The 18,162-nt window shown below is 69.2% G+C and carries 17 protein-coding genes and 1 pseudogene; 8 read left to right on the top strand and 10 right to left on the bottom strand.

Annotated elements, in window-relative coordinates; genetic code table 11:
* Positions 1–87 precede the first annotated feature (87 nt).
* Positions 88–360, top strand: a pseudogene (locus tag AC5Y2S_RS07045) (amidohydrolase family protein); the annotation flags it as partial.
* Here the strand turns inward: AC5Y2S_RS07045 and AC5Y2S_RS07040 are convergent.
* Genes AC5Y2S_RS07040 through hemE form a run of 4 tightly spaced genes read right to left on the bottom strand, consistent with a single transcriptional unit; the run spans position 357 to position 4,261 of the window.
* Positions 357–1,109 (bottom strand): class I SAM-dependent methyltransferase, encoded by a 753-nt coding sequence (locus AC5Y2S_RS07040; protein ID WP_499954942.1) that lies wholly within the window; start codon positions 1,107–1,109, stop codon positions 357–359. The pseudogene AC5Y2S_RS07045 and the gene AC5Y2S_RS07040 sit on opposite strands and share 4 nt — an antisense overlap.
* Before the next feature lie 25 nt (positions 1,110–1,134).
* Positions 1,135–1,830, bottom strand: coding sequence for a hydrogen peroxide-dependent heme synthase (gene hemQ / locus AC5Y2S_RS07035; RefSeq protein WP_499954941.1), 696 nt, complete (start codon positions 1,828–1,830; stop codon positions 1,135–1,137).
* A 5-nt stretch (positions 1,831–1,835) separates the two neighbouring features.
* Positions 1,836–3,191, bottom strand: a complete 1,356-nt coding sequence (locus tag AC5Y2S_RS07030) for a protoporphyrinogen oxidase (RefSeq protein ID WP_499954939.1) — start codon at positions 3,189–3,191, stop codon at positions 1,836–1,838.
* Positions 3,188–4,261 (bottom strand): uroporphyrinogen decarboxylase, encoded by a 1,074-nt coding sequence (gene hemE, locus AC5Y2S_RS07025; RefSeq protein ID WP_499954937.1) that lies wholly within the window; start codon positions 4,259–4,261, stop codon positions 3,188–3,190. Before hemE ends, AC5Y2S_RS07030 begins: the two co-directional genes overlap by 4 nt.
* 57 nt (positions 4,262–4,318) lie before the next feature.
* On the opposite strand from hemE, the gene AC5Y2S_RS07020 reads away from it, so the two are divergent.
* The 3 genes from AC5Y2S_RS07020 to AC5Y2S_RS07010 all read left to right on the top strand — a co-directional run bounded on the left by AC5Y2S_RS07020 (position 4,319) and on the right by AC5Y2S_RS07010 (position 7,126).
* Positions 4,319–5,125, top strand: a complete 807-nt coding sequence (locus tag AC5Y2S_RS07020; RefSeq protein ID WP_499954936.1) for an enoyl-CoA hydratase/isomerase family protein — start codon at positions 4,319–4,321, stop codon at positions 5,123–5,125.
* A gap of 164 nt (positions 5,126–5,289) precedes the next feature.
* The gene (locus AC5Y2S_RS07015; RefSeq protein ID WP_499955673.1) at positions 5,290–5,826 is read left to right on the top strand and encodes a DUF3000 domain-containing protein; all 537 of its coding nucleotides are present in this window, start codon (positions 5,290–5,292) and stop codon (positions 5,824–5,826) included.
* A 1-nt stretch (position 5,827) separates the two neighbouring features.
* Positions 5,828–7,126, top strand: a complete 1,299-nt coding sequence (locus AC5Y2S_RS07010) for an HRDC domain-containing protein (RefSeq protein WP_499954935.1) — start codon at positions 5,828–5,830, stop codon at positions 7,124–7,126.
* 15 nt (positions 7,127–7,141) lie between these two features.
* Here AC5Y2S_RS07010 and dxs read toward each other — a convergent pair whose 3' ends face one another.
* Positions 7,142–9,064, bottom strand: a complete 1,923-nt coding sequence (gene dxs, locus AC5Y2S_RS07005) for a 1-deoxy-D-xylulose-5-phosphate synthase (protein WP_499954934.1) — start codon at positions 9,062–9,064, stop codon at positions 7,142–7,144.
* A gap of 53 nt (positions 9,065–9,117) precedes the next feature.
* Between dxs and AC5Y2S_RS07000 the strand changes: the two genes are divergently transcribed.
* Positions 9,118–9,561, top strand: coding sequence for a CBS domain-containing protein (locus tag AC5Y2S_RS07000; protein ID WP_499954933.1), 444 nt, complete (start codon positions 9,118–9,120; stop codon positions 9,559–9,561).
* A gap of 24 nt (positions 9,562–9,585) precedes the next feature.
* Positions 9,586–10,875 (top strand): ArsB/NhaD family transporter, encoded by a 1,290-nt coding sequence (locus AC5Y2S_RS06995; RefSeq protein WP_499954932.1) that lies wholly within the window; start codon positions 9,586–9,588, stop codon positions 10,873–10,875.
* Between the two features lie 6 nt (positions 10,876–10,881).
* On the opposite strand, the gene AC5Y2S_RS06990 is transcribed toward AC5Y2S_RS06995, so the two are convergent.
* The 5 genes from AC5Y2S_RS06990 to AC5Y2S_RS06970 all read right to left on the bottom strand — a co-directional run bounded on the left by AC5Y2S_RS06990 (position 10,882) and on the right by AC5Y2S_RS06970 (position 16,610).
* Positions 10,882–11,631, bottom strand: a complete 750-nt coding sequence (locus tag AC5Y2S_RS06990) for an Rv2686c family ABC transporter permease subunit (protein WP_499954930.1) — start codon at positions 11,629–11,631, stop codon at positions 10,882–10,884.
* Positions 11,625–12,335, bottom strand: coding sequence for a fluoroquinolone export ABC transporter permease subunit (locus tag AC5Y2S_RS06985; protein ID WP_499954928.1), 711 nt, complete (start codon positions 12,333–12,335; stop codon positions 11,625–11,627). The genes AC5Y2S_RS06990 and AC5Y2S_RS06985 overlap by 7 nt, the downstream gene beginning before the upstream one ends.
* Positions 12,332–13,198 (bottom strand): ABC transporter ATP-binding protein, encoded by an 867-nt coding sequence (locus AC5Y2S_RS06980; RefSeq protein WP_499954927.1) that lies wholly within the window; start codon positions 13,196–13,198, stop codon positions 12,332–12,334. The genes AC5Y2S_RS06985 and AC5Y2S_RS06980 overlap by 4 nt, the downstream gene beginning before the upstream one ends.
* Before the next feature lie 194 nt (positions 13,199–13,392).
* Positions 13,393–14,619, bottom strand: a complete 1,227-nt coding sequence (locus AC5Y2S_RS06975) for a class I SAM-dependent RNA methyltransferase (RefSeq protein ID WP_499955671.1) — start codon at positions 14,617–14,619, stop codon at positions 13,393–13,395.
* Complete coding sequence (locus AC5Y2S_RS06970) at positions 14,616–16,610, bottom strand: APC family permease (protein ID WP_499954925.1); 1,995 nt, start codon at positions 16,608–16,610, stop codon at positions 14,616–14,618. Before AC5Y2S_RS06970 ends, AC5Y2S_RS06975 begins: the two co-directional genes overlap by 4 nt.
* Before the next feature lie 90 nt (positions 16,611–16,700).
* On the opposite strand from AC5Y2S_RS06970, the gene AC5Y2S_RS06965 reads away from it, so the two are divergent.
* Both AC5Y2S_RS06965 and AC5Y2S_RS06960 read left to right on the top strand, forming a co-directional pair.
* On the top strand, positions 16,701–17,384 hold the full coding sequence (locus tag AC5Y2S_RS06965) for a potassium channel family protein (RefSeq protein ID WP_499954923.1): 684 nt from the start codon (positions 16,701–16,703) through the stop codon (positions 17,382–17,384).
* Positions 17,381–18,055: a potassium channel family protein gene (locus tag AC5Y2S_RS06960; RefSeq protein ID WP_499954921.1), complete on the top strand. Its 675-nt coding sequence runs from the start codon at positions 17,381–17,383 to the stop codon at positions 18,053–18,055. Before AC5Y2S_RS06965 ends, AC5Y2S_RS06960 begins: the two co-directional genes overlap by 4 nt.
* Positions 18,056–18,162: the final 107 nt, after the last annotated feature.

The following is an 18,162-nucleotide window of genomic DNA, read 5'->3' as shown; positions in this document are numbered from 1 at the left end:
ATCTCCCCCGGCGCCGGTCACCAGAGAACGCAGCCTACGCGCTCCGGCGGCGCGACATGCGGGTTCGGCGCGAAGATCGAGCTCGGCGACTCGATGTGGCCCGGCGCGCCCGAGGAACTCTGGGATGTGCTGGGCCAGCACGACGTCTCGGACACCGACATCAACAAGATGACCCACGAAAACGCCATGCGCTGGTACTCATTCGACCCGTTCGCCGACCATCCGCGCGAGCAGGCCACGGTGGGCGCGCTGCGGCGGGCGGCCGAAGGCCATGACGTGTCGATCCGGGCGCTGAGCCATCACCAGAAGGGCGAGCGGGTTGCCAACGCCCTGGCCGACGCGACGCGCGGCAACAGTTAGTCGACCCGGGTGGCGTGCACTTCCCAGAACGGCGCGTGCACCTGGCCGCCCTGAAGCCACGGCTCCACCGCGCGGAAGCAGTCCATCATGGTCTTCGTCTGTTCGGCCGCGTCGGGATTGCGCGCGGCCATCATTTCGAGCGTCTCGATGCTCATGTTGACCCGATACGTCGTCGGGCCGAGGTAGGTGATCTCCCAGCCGCCGACCGGCAGCACATCGCGAAAGTCGGCCTCCGACAACGACCGCGGCATCTTGACGCCGTTGACGTTGCCCTCGCCGAACTCGAACATGTACAGCCGCGCGCCCGGCTTGGTCGCCCGGTGCAGCGCCCGGGCGTAGGACTTCTGCAGCTCGGGCTCGGTGCTGAAGGTGTGGTAGAAGGCGCAGTCGACGACGGTGTCGAAGCGGCCGTCGAACCCGTCCAGCTTCGTGGCGTCGGCCACCTCGAAATTGACTGACACGCCGGCCTTCTGCGCGTTGGCCCGGGCGCGCTCGATCGCGCCGGCCGACCCGTCGATGCCGGTCGCCGAGTATCCCTTGGCGGCGTAGTAGATCGCGTGGTGGCCCGGGCCGGTGCCCGGGTCGAGCACCTCACCCTTGATGGCGCCCAGCGCGACGAGCTGCTGCACCACCGGCTGCGGGCCACCGATGTCCCACGGCGTGGCGGCCGGCAGTCCGTTCGACAGCCGGTCGTCGCGGTACATCTCCTCGAAACGGGTGGGATCGGTCGGGTCGAATTGAGTAGTCATGTGTCCCCCTCGATTTCGGCTTAACTCAAGGCAAAGCGTTCACCAACTGCTCGACCGGAACCCGCGGCCCGGTGAAGAACGGCGTCTCCGCCCGGGTATGCCGGCGGGCGTCGGTGGCGCGCAGCTCGCGCATCAGGTCCACGATCCGGTCCAGCTCTGGGGCCTCGAACGCGAGGATCCATTCGTAGTCGCCCAGCGCGAACGCCGGCACGGTGTTCGCGCGGACGTCCTTGTACTCGCGGGCGGCCATGCCATGTTCGGCGAGCATCCGGCGGCGTTCCTCGTCGGGCAGCAGGTACCACTCGTAGGACCGCACGAACGGATACACGCAGATGTAGGCGCCGGGCTCCTCGCCGGCCAGAAACGCCGGGATGTGGCTCTTGTTGAACTCCGCGGGGCGATGCAGCGCCACGCTGCTCCACACCGGCGCGCAGGCCCGGCCCAGGGCGGTGGTGCGGCGGAAGTCGGCGTAGGTCGCCTGCAGCGCTTCGACGCGTTCGGCGTGGGTCCAGATCATGAAGTCGGCGTCGGCACGCAGGCCCGCCACGTCGTAGAGGCCGCGCACCACGACACCGCGTTCCTCCTGCAGCTTGAAAAACGTCGTCGCGTCGTCAATTACGGCGTCACGCTGCTCGCCGAGCTCGCCCGGCCGCACCGAGAATACCGAGAACATCAGGTAGCGCAGCTGCGAGTTCAGGGCGTCGTAATCGAGTTTGGCCATGACTCCTATCGTGCCACTTCCGTCCGCAGTGCCTCGACCGCCCGGCCCGCCGCCCCGACGCACGCCGGCACGCCGATGCCGTCGAGGTAGCTGCCGGCCACGGCGAGGGTCGGCGGCAGGCCGGCGCGCACCTCGGCGACCACCTCGGCGTGGCCGGGGCCGTACTGCGGCATGGCGTCGATCCAGCGCTGGACGCGGGCATCGACGGGGTCGACGGTCAACCCGAACACGTCGACCAGGTCGCTCAGCGCCCAGCCCAGCAATTCGTCATCGGGGGTGCCGGCAGCCACATCGTCGCCGAACCGGCCGAACGACAGCCGCAGCAGCTGCGTGTCGCCGCGCGTGCCCCATTTGCGCGACGAGAGCGTGATCGCCTTGGCGCGCAAGGATTCTCCGCTGGCGACCAGGACCCCGGAGCAGTTCGGGAACGGGGTGTCGGCGGGCACGGCCAGGGCCACCACCGCCGACGACGCGCTCTCGATCCGCCGCGCCGCGGCGGCGCTGCGTGGGGCGATCTCGTCGAACAGGGCCGCCAGCCGCGGGGCCGGAATGGCCAGGATCACCGCGTCGGCGTGCCAGCGGGTGCCGGTGTCGTCGAGCAGCGACCAGCCCGGCTCGGCGGGGTCGAGGCGTTCCACCGCGGCCCGGACCCAGCGCGGCCGGGCACGCCCAACGAGCTCGTCGACCAGCACCTGGTAACCGCCGTCGATCGCCCCGAACACCGGCGCGCCGGTGGCCGGCGGCAGCGCCTGCCGGACGGCGTCGGTCAGGCTGGCGGCGCCGCGGTCGAGCGCCGCCGCCACGCCCGGGGCGGCCGCGCGCAGGCCGATCGTCGCCGCGGAGCCGGCATACACCCCGCTCAGCAGCGGATCCACCGACCGCGCCACCACCTGCGCGCCGAACCGGTCGCCGACCAAGTCGGCCACCGCGGGATCGCCGCCGGGCCGCCAGCCCAGCGGCCGAGTCGGCTCGGCGTCGATGCGCGCCAACGTCGCCTCGTCGACCAAACCGGCCAGCGACGCCGCCGACGACGGGATGCCCACCACCGTCCCGGCGGGCAGGGGGTGCAGCTGGTGGCCGCTGTAGATCAGCGGGCGGGCGCCGGTGGTGCCGATTTGGTGCCCGGACAGGCCGAGCTCGGCCAGCAGCGCCGGCATCTCGGGGCGGCGCAACACGAACGCCTCGGCGCCCAGGTCCATCGGCCGGCCGCCCACCCGCTCGGTGCGCAGGATGCCGCCGAGCCGGTCGGCGGGATCGAACAGCGTGATGGTCGCGTTGTCACCGGCGGCCGCGCGCAGCCGGTATGCCGCCGTGAGCCCCGAAATCCCCCCGCCCACAACACAATACGAGCGGGTGGTCATAGCGAGTGGACCAGCGCGACCAGGTCGGTCAGCACGCCGGGGTCGGTCTCGGGCAGCACCCCGTGGCCGAGGTTGAAGACGTGGCCGGCCGCGCCGGCGTCCACCGCGCGGCGCCCGTCGTCGACGACGGCCCGCGCCGCGCGTTCGGCCACCGGCCAGCCCGCCAGCAGCACCACCGGGTCGAGGTTGCCCTGCAGCGCCGTGCCGGGTTCGACCCGGGCGGCGGCGTCGGCCAGCGAGGTCCGCCAGTCCACCCCGACGACCGTGGACTGGCCGGGTTTCATGCCGCACTTCAGCGCCGCGGACATGGCGCCCAGCAGTTCGGCGGTCCCGACCCCGAAGTGGGTCATCGGCACGCCGTATTCGGACAGCTCCGCGAAAACCCTTGAGCTGTGCGGCAGCACGTACCGGCGGTAGTCGGCCAGCGACAGCGTCCCCGCCCACGAGTCGAACACCTGGATCGCGTCCACGCCGGCCTCGAGTTGCCCGCGCAGGAACGCGACAGTGAGGTCGGCGAGCTTCGACATCAGCGCGTGCCAGCTGGCCGGCTCGGCCAGCATCATCGCCTTGGTGCGCGCGTGGTTACGGCTGGGGCCGCCCTCGACGAGATAGGACGCCAGCGTGAACGGCGCCCCGGCGAAACCGATCAGCGGGACGTCGCCCAGCTCGCCGACGAGCAGCGAAACCGCCTCGCAGATCGGCCGGATCGCTTCGGGGTCAAGGGGTTTGAACGCGTCGATGTCGGCGTCGGTGCGGATCGGGTGCGCGATCACCGGCCCGACGTCGGCGACGATGTCCAGCTCGATGCCCGCGGCCCGCAGCGGTACCACGATGTCGGAGAACAGGATCGCCGCGTCGACGCCGTGGCGGCGTATCGGCTGCAGCGTGATCTCGGCGGCCACCTCGGGCTCGAAGCAGGCCGCCAGCATGCTGTGCCGTTCGCGCAGCGCGCGGTACTCGGGCAGCGAGCGACCGGCCTGCCGCATGAACCACACCGGCACCCGGCTGGGCTTGCGCCCGGTGACGGCGGCCAGGTACGGCGACTCGGGGAGGTCGCGACGCGTGTTCATCGGCTCCAATGCTGCCACGACGGTCCGCCGGCATCGCCGCTGCGTAACATCACGCCAATGCCGATCAGTTACGACGAGTTCCCCAGCCTGCGCTGTGAACCCAGCGAGAGCGGCGTGCTGACCCTGGTTCTCGACGCGCCGGGGCTGAATTCGGTCGGGCCCCAGATGCACCGCGACCTGGCCGACATCTGGCCGGTGATCGACCGCGACCCCGCCGTGCGCGTCGTGCTGGTCCGCGGCGAGGGCAGGGCGTTCTCCTCGGGCGGCAGCTTCGACCTGATCGACGAGACCATGAGCGACTACCAGGGCCGGATCCGCATCATGCGCGAGGCCCGCGACATGGTGCTCAACATGGTCAACTTCGACAAGCCGGTGGTCTCGGCGATCCGCGGGCCCGCCGTCGGCGCCGGCCTGGTGGTGGCGTTGCTCGCCGACATCTCGGTGGCCGGCCGGACCGCAAAGCTGATCGACGGGCACACCAAGCTCGGGGTGGCCGCCGGCGACCACGCCGCGATCTGCTGGCCGCTGCTGGTCGGCATGGCCAAGGCCAAGTACTACCTGCTGACCTGCGAGACGTTGCTCGGCGAGGAGGCCGAGCGCATCGGCCTGGTCTCCACCTGCGTCGACGACGACGACGTCCTGGCCACCGCGAAGCGCCTGGCCGAGGACCTGGCCCGGGGCGCGCAGGACGCGATCCGCTGGACCAAGCACAGCCTCAACCACTGGTATCGCATGTTCGGGCCCGCCTTCGAAACGTCGCTTGGCCTGGAATTCCTCAGTTTCAGCGGCCCCGACGTCCGGGAGGGCCTCGCCGCGCACCGCGAGAAGCGCCCGGCCCGATTCACTGGGGGAACAACGCCCTGATCAGGCACGACGTCCTTGGAGGGACCGCGAAAACCCCTGGTAACGGCTTGGTCGCGACGGGCGCGAAACTCGGCGCGCCTGTTTTCCCGTGTCGGGTGATGGGTCTAGCGTCGAACGCTGTGAGCTCGACTGAACCGGCCCCATTCCGCGAGGCGGTCGCGGCGATGAACACCGTCTCCGTGCGGCCGGAGATCGAGCTGGGCCCGATCCGTCCACCGCAGCGCCTGGCGCCCTTCAGCTACGCCCTGGGCGCCGAGGTCAAGCACCCCGACCTCGAAATCGTCCCGGAGCGATCCGAGGGCGACGCGTTCGGCCGGCTCATCCTGCTCTACGACCCGGACGGCGCCGACGCGTGGGACGGGACGATCCGGCTGGTCGCCTACATCCAGGCCGACCTGGATCCCAGCGAGGCGGTCGATCCGCTGCTGCCGGAGGTGGCGTGGAGCTGGCTGGTCGACGCGCTGGAGTCGCGGCTCGAGCACACCACGGCCCTCGGCGGCACCGTCACCGCCACCACGTCGGTGCGCTACGGCGACATCTCCGGACCGCCGCGGGCCCACCAGCTGGAGCTGCGGGCATCGTGGACGGCGACGACCCCCGCCGTCGGGGCCCACGTCGAGGCGTTCTGCGAGGTCCTCGAGCACGCCGCGGGCCTGCCGCCGTCCGGAGTCACCGACCTGAGCTCCCGGTCACGCGCCTGACATGGGGGAACCGGGGGCCCCCGGGCCCGACAGCAGCGCGCCCGAAAGCACCCCACCCGAAGCGACCCCGCTACTGCGCCCGGCCGAGGGGGTGCCCGACCTCGCGGTCAGCGCCCGGCAGATCGAGGCGGCGGCGCGCCTCCTGGACCGGGGACGTGGGCCGTTCGCGGTCGACGCCGAGCGGGCGTCGGGCTTCCGCTACTCCAACCGGGCCTACCTGATCCAGATCCGGCGCGCCGGGGCCGGCACCGTGCTGATCGACCCGGTCAGCCACGGCGGCGACCCGCTGACCGCGCTGCGGCCGGTCGCCGAGGTGCTGGGCAGCGACGAGTGGATCCTGCACTCCGCGGATCAGGACCTGCCGTGCCTGGCCGAGGTGGGCATGCGGCCGCCGGCGCTCTACGACACCGAGCTCGCCGGGCGGCTGGCCGGCTTCGACCGGGTGAACCTGGCGACCATGGTGGAGCGGCTGCTGGGGCTCGGGCTGGTCAAGGGCCACGGCGCGGCCGACTGGTCCAAGCGCCCGCTGCCCGGCGAGTGGCTGAATTACGCGGCGCTGGACGTGGAATTGCTGATCGAGCTGCGCGCGGCGATCTCCGGCGTGCTCGACGAGCAGGGCAAAACCGGTTGGGCCGCAGAGGAATTCGACTATCTGCGAGATGTGGGCGCCCGGGACGCTGCTCCGGTGGTGAAGCGGGACCGCTGGCGCCGAACGTCGGGCATCCACCGGGTCCGCGACCGACGGGGCCTGGCGGCGGTCCGCGAATTGTGGACGACGCGCGACCGGATCGCGCAGCGCCGCGACGTCGCGCCGCGGCGGGTGCTGCCGGATTCGGCGATCATCGACGCCGCCCTCGCCAACCCGAAGACCGTCGAGGACCTCGTCGCGTTGCCGGTGTTCGGTGGGCGCAACCAGCGCCGCAGCGCCGAGGTCTGGCTGGCGGCGCTGAAAGCGGCCCGGCAGACCCAGGACCCGCCCGACGAGGCCGAGGCGCCCAACGGGCCGCCGCCGCCGTCGCGGTGGAGCCGGCGCAAGCCGGAGGCCGCGGCGCGGCTGGAGGCGGCCCGGGCCGCGCTGGGCGAAGTGTCGGAGCGGGTGCACGTCCCCACGGAAAACCTGGTCGCGCCGGACCTGGTGCGACGGCTGTGCTGGGACTGGGAAACCCTCAGGCAGGGATTGCCCGACCCGGACGAGGCGGTCGACGCGTTTCTGCGCGCTGGGCAGGCGCGGGCCTGGCAACGACAACTCGTCGACCCGGTGTTGGCGCGGGCGCTGCAGCCGCCGGAAGACGCCGACTAGCGGCGCCCGCCGCCACTAGTCGAGGTGTTCGCGGATCTCCGCTTCGGTGACGCTGCTACCCAGCGCCGCGACCCAACCGGTGATGCGGCGGGCGATGTCCTGGTCGGTCAGCCCGAAATCGGCGAGCACCTCGCCGCGCGAGGCGTGCTCGTAGAACCGTTGCGGCAACCCGACATCGCGGCAGGGCGTGTCGATCTCCGCGCGGCGCAGCGCGGCCGACACCGCCGATCCCACGCCGCCGTTGACGCCGTTGTCCTCGCACGTGACGACCAGCTTGTGTTGCGCCGCCAGTTCGACGACGGCGTCGGACACCGGCAGCACCCAGCGCGGGTCGATCACCGTCACGCCGATGCCCTGGTTGTGCAGCCGCTTGGCCACCTCCAGCGCCATCGGCACGAACGCGCCGACGCCGACGAGCAGCACGTCGTGGTTCAACCCGGGGCCGGGCACCGCGAGCACATCGATACCGGAGATCCCACCGCGCCGCTCGATGGCCGGAATGTCTTCGCCCACATCGCCTTTGGGAAAGCGGAGGGCCGTCGGGCCGTCGTCGATATCGAGGGCCTCGCCGAGCTCTTCGCGCAGCCGGGTGGCGTCGCGGGGCGCGGCCACCCGGATGCCGGGCACGATGTTCAGCATCGACAGGTCCCACATGCCGTTGTGGCTGGCGCCGTCGGAACCGGTGATCCCCGCGCGGTCGAGCACCATGGTGACGGGCAGCTTGTGCAGCGCCACGTCCATCATGATCTGGTCGAAGGCGCGGTTGAGGAACGTCGAGTAGATGGCCACCACCGGGTGCATGCCACCCATCGCCAGGCCGGCCGCCGATGTCATCGCGTGCTGCTCGGCGATGCCGACGTCGAACAGCCGATCCGGGAACTGCTGGCCGAACGCCGTCAGCCCGGTGGGGCCGGGCATCGCCGCGGTGATCGCCACGATGTCGCGGCGCTTGCGGGCGTAGCCGATGAGCGCGTCGGAGAAGGTCGCCGTCCAGCCCGGGCCGGCGATCTTGGTGGCCTGGCCGGTGGCCGGGTCGATCACGCCGCACGAATGCATCTGCTCGGCCTCGTCGTCCTCGGCCGGCGCGTAACCCATGCCCTTGCGCGTGACGACGTGCACGATCACCGGTCGCCCGAAGCCGCGGGCGTGCCGCAGCGCCATCTCGACGGCGTGTTCGTCGTGGCCGTCGACCGGGCCGACGTACTTCAGTCCCAGATCGGTGAACATCAGCTGCGGCGACAGCGAGTCCTTGATGCCCGCCTTGACGCTGTGCATGAAGCGGTACGCGATCTTGCCGAACAGCGGCATGGAGCGCACGACCTCGCGGCCCTTTTCCAGCACCTGCTCGTAGGCGGGCTGCAGCCGCAGCGAAGCCAGGTGGTCGGCGACGCCGCCGATGGTGGGCGCGTAGCTGCGGCCGTTGTCGTTGACGACGATGATCACCGGGCGGTGCGAGGCGGCGATGTTGTTCAGCGCCTCCCAGCACATGCCGCCGGTGAGCGCGCCGTCGCCGACGACGGCCACCACGTGCCGGTTGCGGTGCCCGCTCAGCTCGAACGCCTTGGCCAGGCCGTCGGCGTACGACAGCGCGGCGCTGGCGTGGCTGGACTCGACCCAGTCGTGTTCGCTCTCGGCGCGCGACGGGTACCCCGACAGCCCGCCTTTTTTGCGCAGGCTCTCGAAGTCGTTGGCGCGCCCGGTCAGCATCTTGTGCACGTAGGCCTGATGGCCGGTGTCGAAGATGATCGGGTCGTGCGGCGAGTCGAACACGCGGTGCAGCGCCAGCGTCAGCTCGACGACGCCGAGGTTGGGCCCGAGATGCCCCCCGGTCGCAGCGACCTTGTGGATCAGGAACTCGCGAATCTCGGCTGCCAGGTCGCGGAGCTGCTGTTGGGAGAGGTACTGCAGATCAGCGGGCCCGCGGATCTGTTCCAGCATCCCGCCAGTCTACGCAGGCACGGCCGGATCACTACCCGACTATTGTTTGCCCTATGCGCGCCGAGGAACTCGCCGAGGACTTCCCGGTCGTGACGGTCGACTCCGACGCCATCGACGCCGCCCGCCTGCTCGCCGAGCACAGGCTGCCCGGGATCGTCGTCACCGACGCGTCCGGCAAGCCCTCCGCGGTGCTGCCGGCCTCCCAGGTGGTGCGGTTCATCGTCCCGAAATACGTGCAGGACGACCCGTCACTGGCCGGCGTGCTCAACGAGTCCATGGCCGACCGGGCCGCCGACAAGCTGGGCGGGAAGACGGTCGGGGACATGCTGCCCGACCACCTGACCGATGTGCCGTGGGCGCACGCGGACGACACGATCATCGAGGTGGCCGCCATGATGGCCCGGCTGCGCAGCCCGCTGATCGCCGTGGTCAAAGACGAGACACTGGTCGGCGTCATCACCGCATCGCGTCTATTGGCCGCCGCACTCAAACACTGAAACCTTGAGCACACAGGACATTCGATGAGCGTCGTCGCGGTCGTCGTGTTCGTCGTCGCCTACGCGCTGATCGCCAGCGACCGCGTCAACAAGACCCTGGTCGCGCTCACCGGCGCCGCGATCGTCGTCGCGATGCCGATCATCAACTCCGACGACGTCTTCTACTCGCACGAGACCGGAATCGATTGGGACGTCATCTTTTTGCTGCTGGGCATGATGATCATCGTCAGCGTGCTGCGGCAAACCGGTGTGTTCGAGTACGTCGCGATCTGGTCGGCCAAGCGGGCCCGCGGCTCCCCGCTGCGCGTGATGATCCTGCTGGTGCTGGTGACCGCGATCGCCTCGGCCCTGCTCGACAACGTCACCACGGTGCTGCTGATCGCCCCGGTGACTCTGCTGGTGTGTGACCGGCTGGCGATCAACGCGGCGCCGTTCCTGATGGCCGAGGCGTTCGCGTCGAACATCGGCGGCACGGCGACCTTGATCGGCGACCCCCCGAACATCATCATCGCCAGCAAGGCCGGCCTGAGCTTCAACGACTTCCTGATCCACCTGGCGCCGATCGTGATCATCGTGATGGCCGTCCTGATCGCGGTGCTGCCGCGGCTGTTTCGCGGTTCGTTCGCCGTCGACCCCGAACGGGTCGCCGACGTCATGTCGCTGGAAGAGAAGGAGGCGATTCGCGATCGCCGGCTGCTCATCGCCTGCGGGGTGGTGTTGGTGGCGGTGTTCGCGGCGTTCATCGGCCACTCGGCGCTGCACATGGAACCGTCCATCGTCGCGCTGCTGGGCGCCGGCATCCTGATCGTGGTGTCGCGGCTGGAACATTCCGACTACCTGTCCAACGTCGAGTGGGAGACGCTGCTGTTTTTCGCCGGCCTGTTCGTCATGGTCGGCGCGCTGGTGAAGACGGGCGTCGTCAAGCAGCTGGCGCACCTGGCGATCACCGCCACCGGCGGCAACACCCTGCTGGCCACCATGGTGATTCTGGTTGCGTCGCTCGTCATCAGCGGCGTCGTCAACAACGTGCCGTACGCCGCGACGATGGCCCCCATCGTCGCCGACCTGGTGCCGGCGCTGGGAGACCACGTCAACCCCGGGGTGCTGTGGTGGGCGCTTGCGATCGGGACCGATTTCGGCGGCAACCTGACCGCCGTCGGCGCCAGCGCCAACGTCATCGTGCTCGGGCTCGCCGCGCGCGCCGACAATCCCATCTCGTTTTGGGAATTCACCCGCAAGGGCGCGATCGTCACGGCGATCTCGGCCGCACTGTCCGGGCTGTACCTGTGGCTGCGGTATTTCGTGCTGGCCTGACGCAGTCTACGTATGCTTGGCGCGGAATCGGCCGAACAGCAGCCAGCCGATGGCCAGGTTATAGATAACGCCCGCAACGAGATACGGCCACCACGTGTGATGCTCACTTGCAACCCAGAATGCCTTCGCGGCCCAATATGGCGGTAACACACCGAACGCGAGGTTCCAGTTGGAGTGGATGAACCAGGGCAGGCAGGGCAGGCCCGCAATGAGCATTCCCAGCGCGCGGACCGCGGCCAGACCCTGAACCTTGTTGTTCGCCATGGCGATAATCAGCAACAGGGTCACGACCGCCGACAGTCCCGAGAGCAGCCCGATCGGAATCAACTGCGGTATCAGGCTCAAGTCGAGGATCCCGCTGAACGACATCGTCGCGACGACGTAGATCGTCGTTACCACCATGACGGTGGCCGCGCGATAAGCAAAGAAGACCGACAGCGGTACAGGGGTGACCCGCAGCGCGGTCAGCGTGCCGGCGTCGACCTCATCCAGGACGAGGAATGCGGCCAGGCCGCCCACGATGATGACGCTCGTCAGGAGCAGGAATGCGGTGAGGATCAAAGGGTAGTACGGAACCAGGTCAAACCCGTTGCGATCGGCCAACATCGACGTGACGCGCGGGGTCAGCAGTGCGACCGCGCTGGTCCAGATGACCGGCGCGACAACGATCATGACGAGCAACGGGTCGCGGTAGGTGCCGCGAAGGTCGTTGCGTCCGAAGGTAGTCAGGGCCCGCGCGTGGTTGGCCCTCACCATCCACCGCCCTTGGCGACGACGCACCGAGCGAATACCGCCTGCGCTGCCCGGTACAGTCCCGTCACGCACACCATCGGATACAGCACCGCGTACCCGACCTGCCAAGGCTGTAGCCGCAGCTGGTCGAAGGCCGCCGCCAGCAGCAACAGCGGTCCCTGCGTGGGCAATAGGTACAGCATCGGGTTGGGCCATACGCCGGACAGATACAAGATCGGCAGGTTCATCACGGCGAGCGGGATGGTCGCCGCCAGAAACCAGTCACTGACCGAGCGGAACGGCAACGAGCTGGTGAAGCCCACCAACAGCATGAGCATGGTTCCTAACACCACCCCGAGAACCATCGGCAACGGATGGTACGAGAACCCGTGCACGATGGTAGCCACTGCGACCGCCACCCCCAGCGAAATAACCAGCAGCACAGCAAGTTTGGCGGCCAAGTATTCACTGAACCGCAGTGGGCTCGCGATGACCGCACTGAGCGTGCGTTCCTGCTTTTCGAAGAACACCGTCCCCGCGACGAAGAAGAACCCGATGATGGTGACGTCGCCCGCAAGCACGTAGGGCTCGGCGGCCGAGCGCAGCTGCGCCGGCATCGGCAGCAGGACGGCCAGCCAGATCAACCCGGAGAAGGTGGCCGCGTATAAGAACCGCTGCCGCAACTGCAGCGTCAGCTCCAACCGCAGCGCTCGCACCAGCCGCATCACGACAACCGCCTGCCGGTGACCTCGACAAACACATCATCGAGGCTCGCTTCCATGCTGTGAATGGTCTCAACCTGGTGTCCACGCAGCACGGTGTGGAACGCCGCGTCGTCGGCCAGGGTGTCCATCGAGAAGTCGGCGGCCTGCAGATCACCTCCGTCGCCGCGATATTCGACCCTGACCGACCGCCGGCCGCGGGCGATCTTCAACTCAACGGGTCGATCCAATGCCGCGATCGTCCCGTCCACGACGAAGGCCACCCGATCACACAGCTCGTCAGCCGTTGCCATGTCGTGCGTGGTGAGAAAGACCGTGCGGCCGCGCGCCTTCAAGTCCAAGATCATGTTCTTGACGACGCGGGCGTTGACCGGATCCAAGCCCGAGGTCGGCTCGTCGAGGAAGAGCAACTCGGGATCGTTGAGCAGCGACCTTGCGAAGGTCAGCCGCATTTGCATGCCCTTGGAGTAGTTGCCCACCCGGGTATGAGCATCCGCGCCCAGGCCGACGGCATCCAGCAGCTGGATCGGGTCCCTCGTGGCGCGTGCGTAAAGCGACGCAAAAAATCGTAGGTTCTCCAGGCCGGTGAGCTTCTGGTAGTGGTTGGGCAACTCGAACGACACGCCGATGCGCTCGTAGTAGTCGGATCCCCATGCCGCGGGTTCCTTTCCCCAGACGGCAGCCTTGCCGCCGTGGCCACGAAGCAGACCGATGAGAAGCCGCTGCGTCGTCGATTTTCCCGCGCCGCTGGGGCCGAGGAACCCGAGGATCTCGCCGCGATCGACGGTGAAGTCCAAGCCGCGCAGCGCGGGTGCCGACGCTTTTGGATAGGTGAAGGTGAGGCCGCGGACCTCGATTACCTCGGTCATGACGCACGCTCCCAACCGGTGAGCGCGGCATGCCGGGCCGGGCCGTCGTGCCGCGCGGAGGCGGATTCAGTTCCGACCAGACTTCCCGGAGCGCCATCGCCAGCATAGTCAAGATTCGGGCTCCCGCCGAGACTGCGTGCAGATCGCCCGAAACGCCCCGAGGCACGCTCTGAGCGCAGTCTCGATGCGGAAAATTAAAGCGTCAGCAGCGCCACGCTCTCGGTGTGGTGGGTCAGCGGGAACGCGTCGAACACCCTGATCCGCTCGACGGCATAGCCGTGGCCGCGGTACAGGCCGATATCGCGCGCGAAAGACGCTGCCTCGCAGCCGATGTGGACCACGCGCGGGACCCCGGCCGCGGCCAGCAGGTCGATGACGTCGCGCCCCGCACCTGCCCGCGGCGGATCCAGCACCGCGACGTCGGCTTTCGAGGCGCTCGCGCCCCGCGTGGTCAGCGCTCGGCGGACCGAGTCGGTGACGACGTCGACCTGCGGCAGGTCGGCCAGCGCGGTCCGTGCGGCCCGCGTCGCCGAGCGCGAGGTGTCGACGGTCATGACCCGCCCCGACTCCCCCACCGCGTCGGCGAGCGTCGCGGCGAAAACGCCCGCGCCGCCGTAGAGGTCCCAGACGGTCATGCCGGTGGTGGGTTGCGCCCAGTCGGCGATCAGGCCGCTGTAGACCTCGGCCGCGTCCCGGTGCGCCTGCCAGAACGCGGTGACCGGCACCCGCCAGGTGCGCCCGCCCACCCGCTGCACTGCCTCGTAGCCGCCCTCGGCGACCGCGGTCGCGGTTTGCCCGCCCTGGCGAAGGGTGCGCACCACGTGGCGCTGGCCGTCGTCGTCGACGGCCACGTGCAGCTGCGCGCCCGCGGGCCAATCGGCACCGGACGAATCATGAGCCAGCCCGTCCAGCATCCCCGGCAGTAGCTGCGCGCAGCGCAGGTCGGGCACCAGCTCGTCGCTGTGATACCGGTGGAAGCCGGGCCGGCGATCCGCGCCCACGTCCAGCCGGACCCGGGTGCGCCAACCGCTGGGGCCGCAGTCCGACAGCGGCTCTGCGCCCGCCTCCGCGCCGCCCCATTGGTGGCCGCCCAGCCGCTGCAACTGATTGGCCACCACGTGCGCCTTGAGCGCGCGGGCCGCCTGCGGCGCGGCGAACGCCAGGTCGCAGCAGCCGGCGCCGCCCACGCCGGCGATGGGGCACATCGACTCGACCCGATCGGCCGACGGCTCGATCACCTCGACTACCTCTGCGTGCCAATAGGATCCGCGCTCGGCGGTGACGCGCGCCCGCACCCGTTCGCCGGGCAGCGCGTAGCGGACGAACACCACCCGGCCCTCGTGGTGCGCCACGCAACTGCCCCCGTTGGCCGGGGCGCCGGTCACCAGCGTCAGTGTGTTGGGGTTCAACGCAGTGCTCAGTCGAAGATTCCGCGTCGGGCGTCGCCGGGTGCCGCGTGCGGCTGGAGGGCCTTGAGCCGCTCCGACGAATTCAATTGCCACGGAACGGAAGTCACCATAACGTTGGGCATGAACAGCAACCTGCCCTTGAGCCGCAGCGCGCTCTGGTTGTGCAGCACCTGCTCCCACCAGTGGCCCACCACGTACTCGGGGATGAACACCGTCACCACGGTGCGCGGGGAGTCCTTGCTGATCCGTTTGACGTAATCCAGTATCGGGCGGGTGATTTCGCGATACGGCGAGGCGATGACCTTGAGCGGCACACTGATATCGCTTTCCTCCCACCTGTGCACCAGGTCGCGGGTTTCCGCGTCGTCGACGCTGACCGTCAGGGCCTCGAGCGTGTCCGGGCGGGTGGCGCGCGCGTAGGCCAGCGCGCGCAGCGTCGGCAGGTGCAGCTTGGACACCAGCACCAGCGCGTGGTTGCGGCTGGGCAGGACGACGTCGTGCTGGGCGGCCTCCTGCTCCTCCAGCTCCCGGCTCACGGTGTGATAGTGCTTGCGGATCAGCTTCATGATGATGAACAGCAAACTCATCGCGAAGAGCGCGATCCAGGCTCCGGCGACAAACTTGGTCACCAAAACGACCAACAACACCGCGCCGGTGGCGATCAATCCGACCGTGTTCACCACCCGGGAGCGCATCATCTGGCGCCGCGCACGCGGGTCGGTCTCGCTGCGCAGCAGCCGGGTCCAGTGGCGGACCATGCCGATCTGGCTCAGCGTGAAAGAAATGAACACGCCGACGATGTAGAGCTGGATCAGCGCGCTGAGCTCGGCGCGGAACGCGATGATCGCCAGCAGGGCGGCCCCGGACAGGAACAGGATTCCGTTGGAGAAAGCCAACCTGTCTCCGCGCGTGTGCAACTGGCGCGGCAGGTAGCTGTGCTGCGCCAGGATCGACCCAAGCACCGGGAATCCATTGAATGCGGTGTTGGCGGCCAGCACCAGAATCAGCGCGGTCACAGCCGCGATCAGCAGGAAGCCGATGTGAAAGCTCCCGAACACCACCTGCGCGAGCTGCGCGACGAGAGTCTTCTGGTAATAGTGCGGCGGCGTTCCCGCCAGCTGCCTGGCGGGGTCATCGACGACTTGGACACCAGTCTTCTTGGCCAGCAGGATCATGCCCATAAACAGGCTCACCGCGATTGCGCCGAGCATCAGCAGTGTGGTGGCGGCGTTGCGCGACTTGGGTTTCTGAAACGCCGGCACCCCGTTACTGATCGCCTCCACACCGGTCAGCGCCGCGCAGCCCGAGGAGAACGACCGCGCCACTAAGAACGCCAAGGCGAAACCGATGATCTGGCCGTGCTCGGCATGCATCTGGAAACCCGCTGATTCGGCCCGCAGCGGATCACCGAGTACGAAAGCCCGGAACAGTCCCCAGCCGATCATGACAGTCAAACCGACGATGAACGCGTAGGTCGGAATGGCGAATGCCAATCCGGACTCGCGGACGCCGCGCAGGTTCATCGCCATTACCAGCAGGATGGCCGCCACGCAGAACCACACTTTGTGTTCGGCCACGATCGGGATGGCCGAGCCGATGTTGGACATCGCCGAGGCGGTCGAAACGGCAACGGTGAGAATGTAATCCACCAATAGGGCACTGGCGACCACCAGGCCGGCGGTGTCGCCGAGGTTGGTGGTGACCACCTCGTAGTCGCCCCCGCCCGACGGGTAGGCGTGCACGTTCTGCCGGTAGCTGGCCACCACGACCAGCATGACCGCGGCCACGGCGAGACCGATCCACGGCGCCAGCGCATACGCGGACAGGCCGGCAACCGAGAGCATCAGGAAGATTTCCTCGGGGGCATAGGCCACCGAGGACAACGCGTCGGAGGCGAACACCGGCAAGGCGATCCGCTTGGGCAGCAGTGTGTGACTCAGCCGGTCGCTACGAAACGGCCGGCCGATGAGCAACCGGCGTGCAGCGGTCGAAAGTTTGGACACGAGAGCCAAGAGTAAGCCCACCCGAGCTTGCTAGCGTTTCGTAGGCAACAATGTTCTCCGACGGGCGGGACCCAGCCGAGAGGACCTCAAGTGCGTGTGGTTGTGATGGGTTGCGGCCGGGTGGGCTCTTCGCTGGCCGACGGGCTGTCCCGGATCGGCCACGACGTGGCGGTGATCGACCGCGACAGCACCGCGTTCAACCGGCTCAGCCCCGAATTCGCGGGCGAACGGGTGCTGGGCCAGGGCTTCGACCGCGACGTGCTGCTGAGCGCGGGCGTCGAGGGGGCCGACGCGTTCGCCGCGGTGTCCTCCGGGGACAACTCCAACATCATCTCGGCCCGGCTGGCCCGGGAGACGTTCGGCGTCCAGCGGGTCGTCGCCCGCATCTACGACGCCAAGCGCGCCGAGGTCTACGAGCGCCTCGGCATCCCGACGATCGCCACCGTGCCCTGGACCACCGACCGCCTGCTCAACCTGCTTACCCGGGAAGGCGAAATGACCAAGTGGCGCGACCCGACCGGCACGGTCGCCGTGGCCGAGGTCGAGTTGCACGAGGACTGGGTGGGGCACCGGGCCACCGAGCTGGAGCAGGCCACCGGCGGCCGGGTCGCGTTCCTGATCCGGTTCGGCACCGGGGTGTTGCCCGAGCCGAAGACGGTCATCCAGGCCGGCGATCAGGTTTACCTCGCGGCGATTTCCGGTCGCGCCGCCGAGGCGGTGGCCATCGCGGCGCTGCCCCCCAGTGAGGACCTCGACGCGGGAGCCGGCAAATGAAAGTGGCCGTCGCCGGAGCGGGCGCGGTCGGCCGGTCGGTCACCCGCGAACTGTTAGAGAACAACCACGACGTGACGCTCATCGAACGCAACCCCGAGCACGTCGACGTCGACGCGATCCCGGCCGCGCACTGGCGCCTCGGTGACGCCTGCGAACTGAGCCTGCTGCAGTCGGTGCACCTGGAGGATTTCGACGTCGTCGTCGCCGCGACCGGCGATGACAAGGTCAACGTGGTGCTGTCCCTGTTGGCCAAGACGGAGTTCGCCGTGCCGCGGGTGGTGGCCCGGGTCAACGACCCGCGCAACGAGTGGCTGTTCACCGACGCCTGGGGCGTGGACGTGGCGGTGTCCACGCCGCGGATGCTGGCGTCGCTGATCGAGGAGGCCGTGGCCGTCGGTGATCTGGTGCGGCTCATGGAATTCCGCCGGGGTCAGGCCAACCTGGTCGAGATCACCCTGCCCGACGACACGCCGTGGGGCGGCAAGCCGGTGCGCCGGCTGCAGCTGCCGCGCGACGTGGCGCTGGTGACGATCCTGCGCGGCCCGCGGGTCATCGTGCCGGAAGCCGACGAGCCGCTCGAGGGCGGCGACGAACTGCTCTTCGTCGCGGTCACCGAGGCCGAGGAGGAGCTGCAGAAGCTGCTGCTGCCGGAAGCGGCGCCGCGCGACTAGTCGGCCAGGTTTCCGCGCTTTGCGTGTGCCGTGGCGGTTTTCGGCGTGCGTTCAGGGCGGGATTTCGCCGATTTTTGCGCCCAGGGCTCACACACAATGCCCACGAT

This window comes from Mycobacterium sp. NGS69, assembly GCF_059812165.1.
The sequence above is the reverse complement of the archived record's forward strand: the minus strand, read 5'-3'. Positions and strand labels throughout refer to the sequence as shown.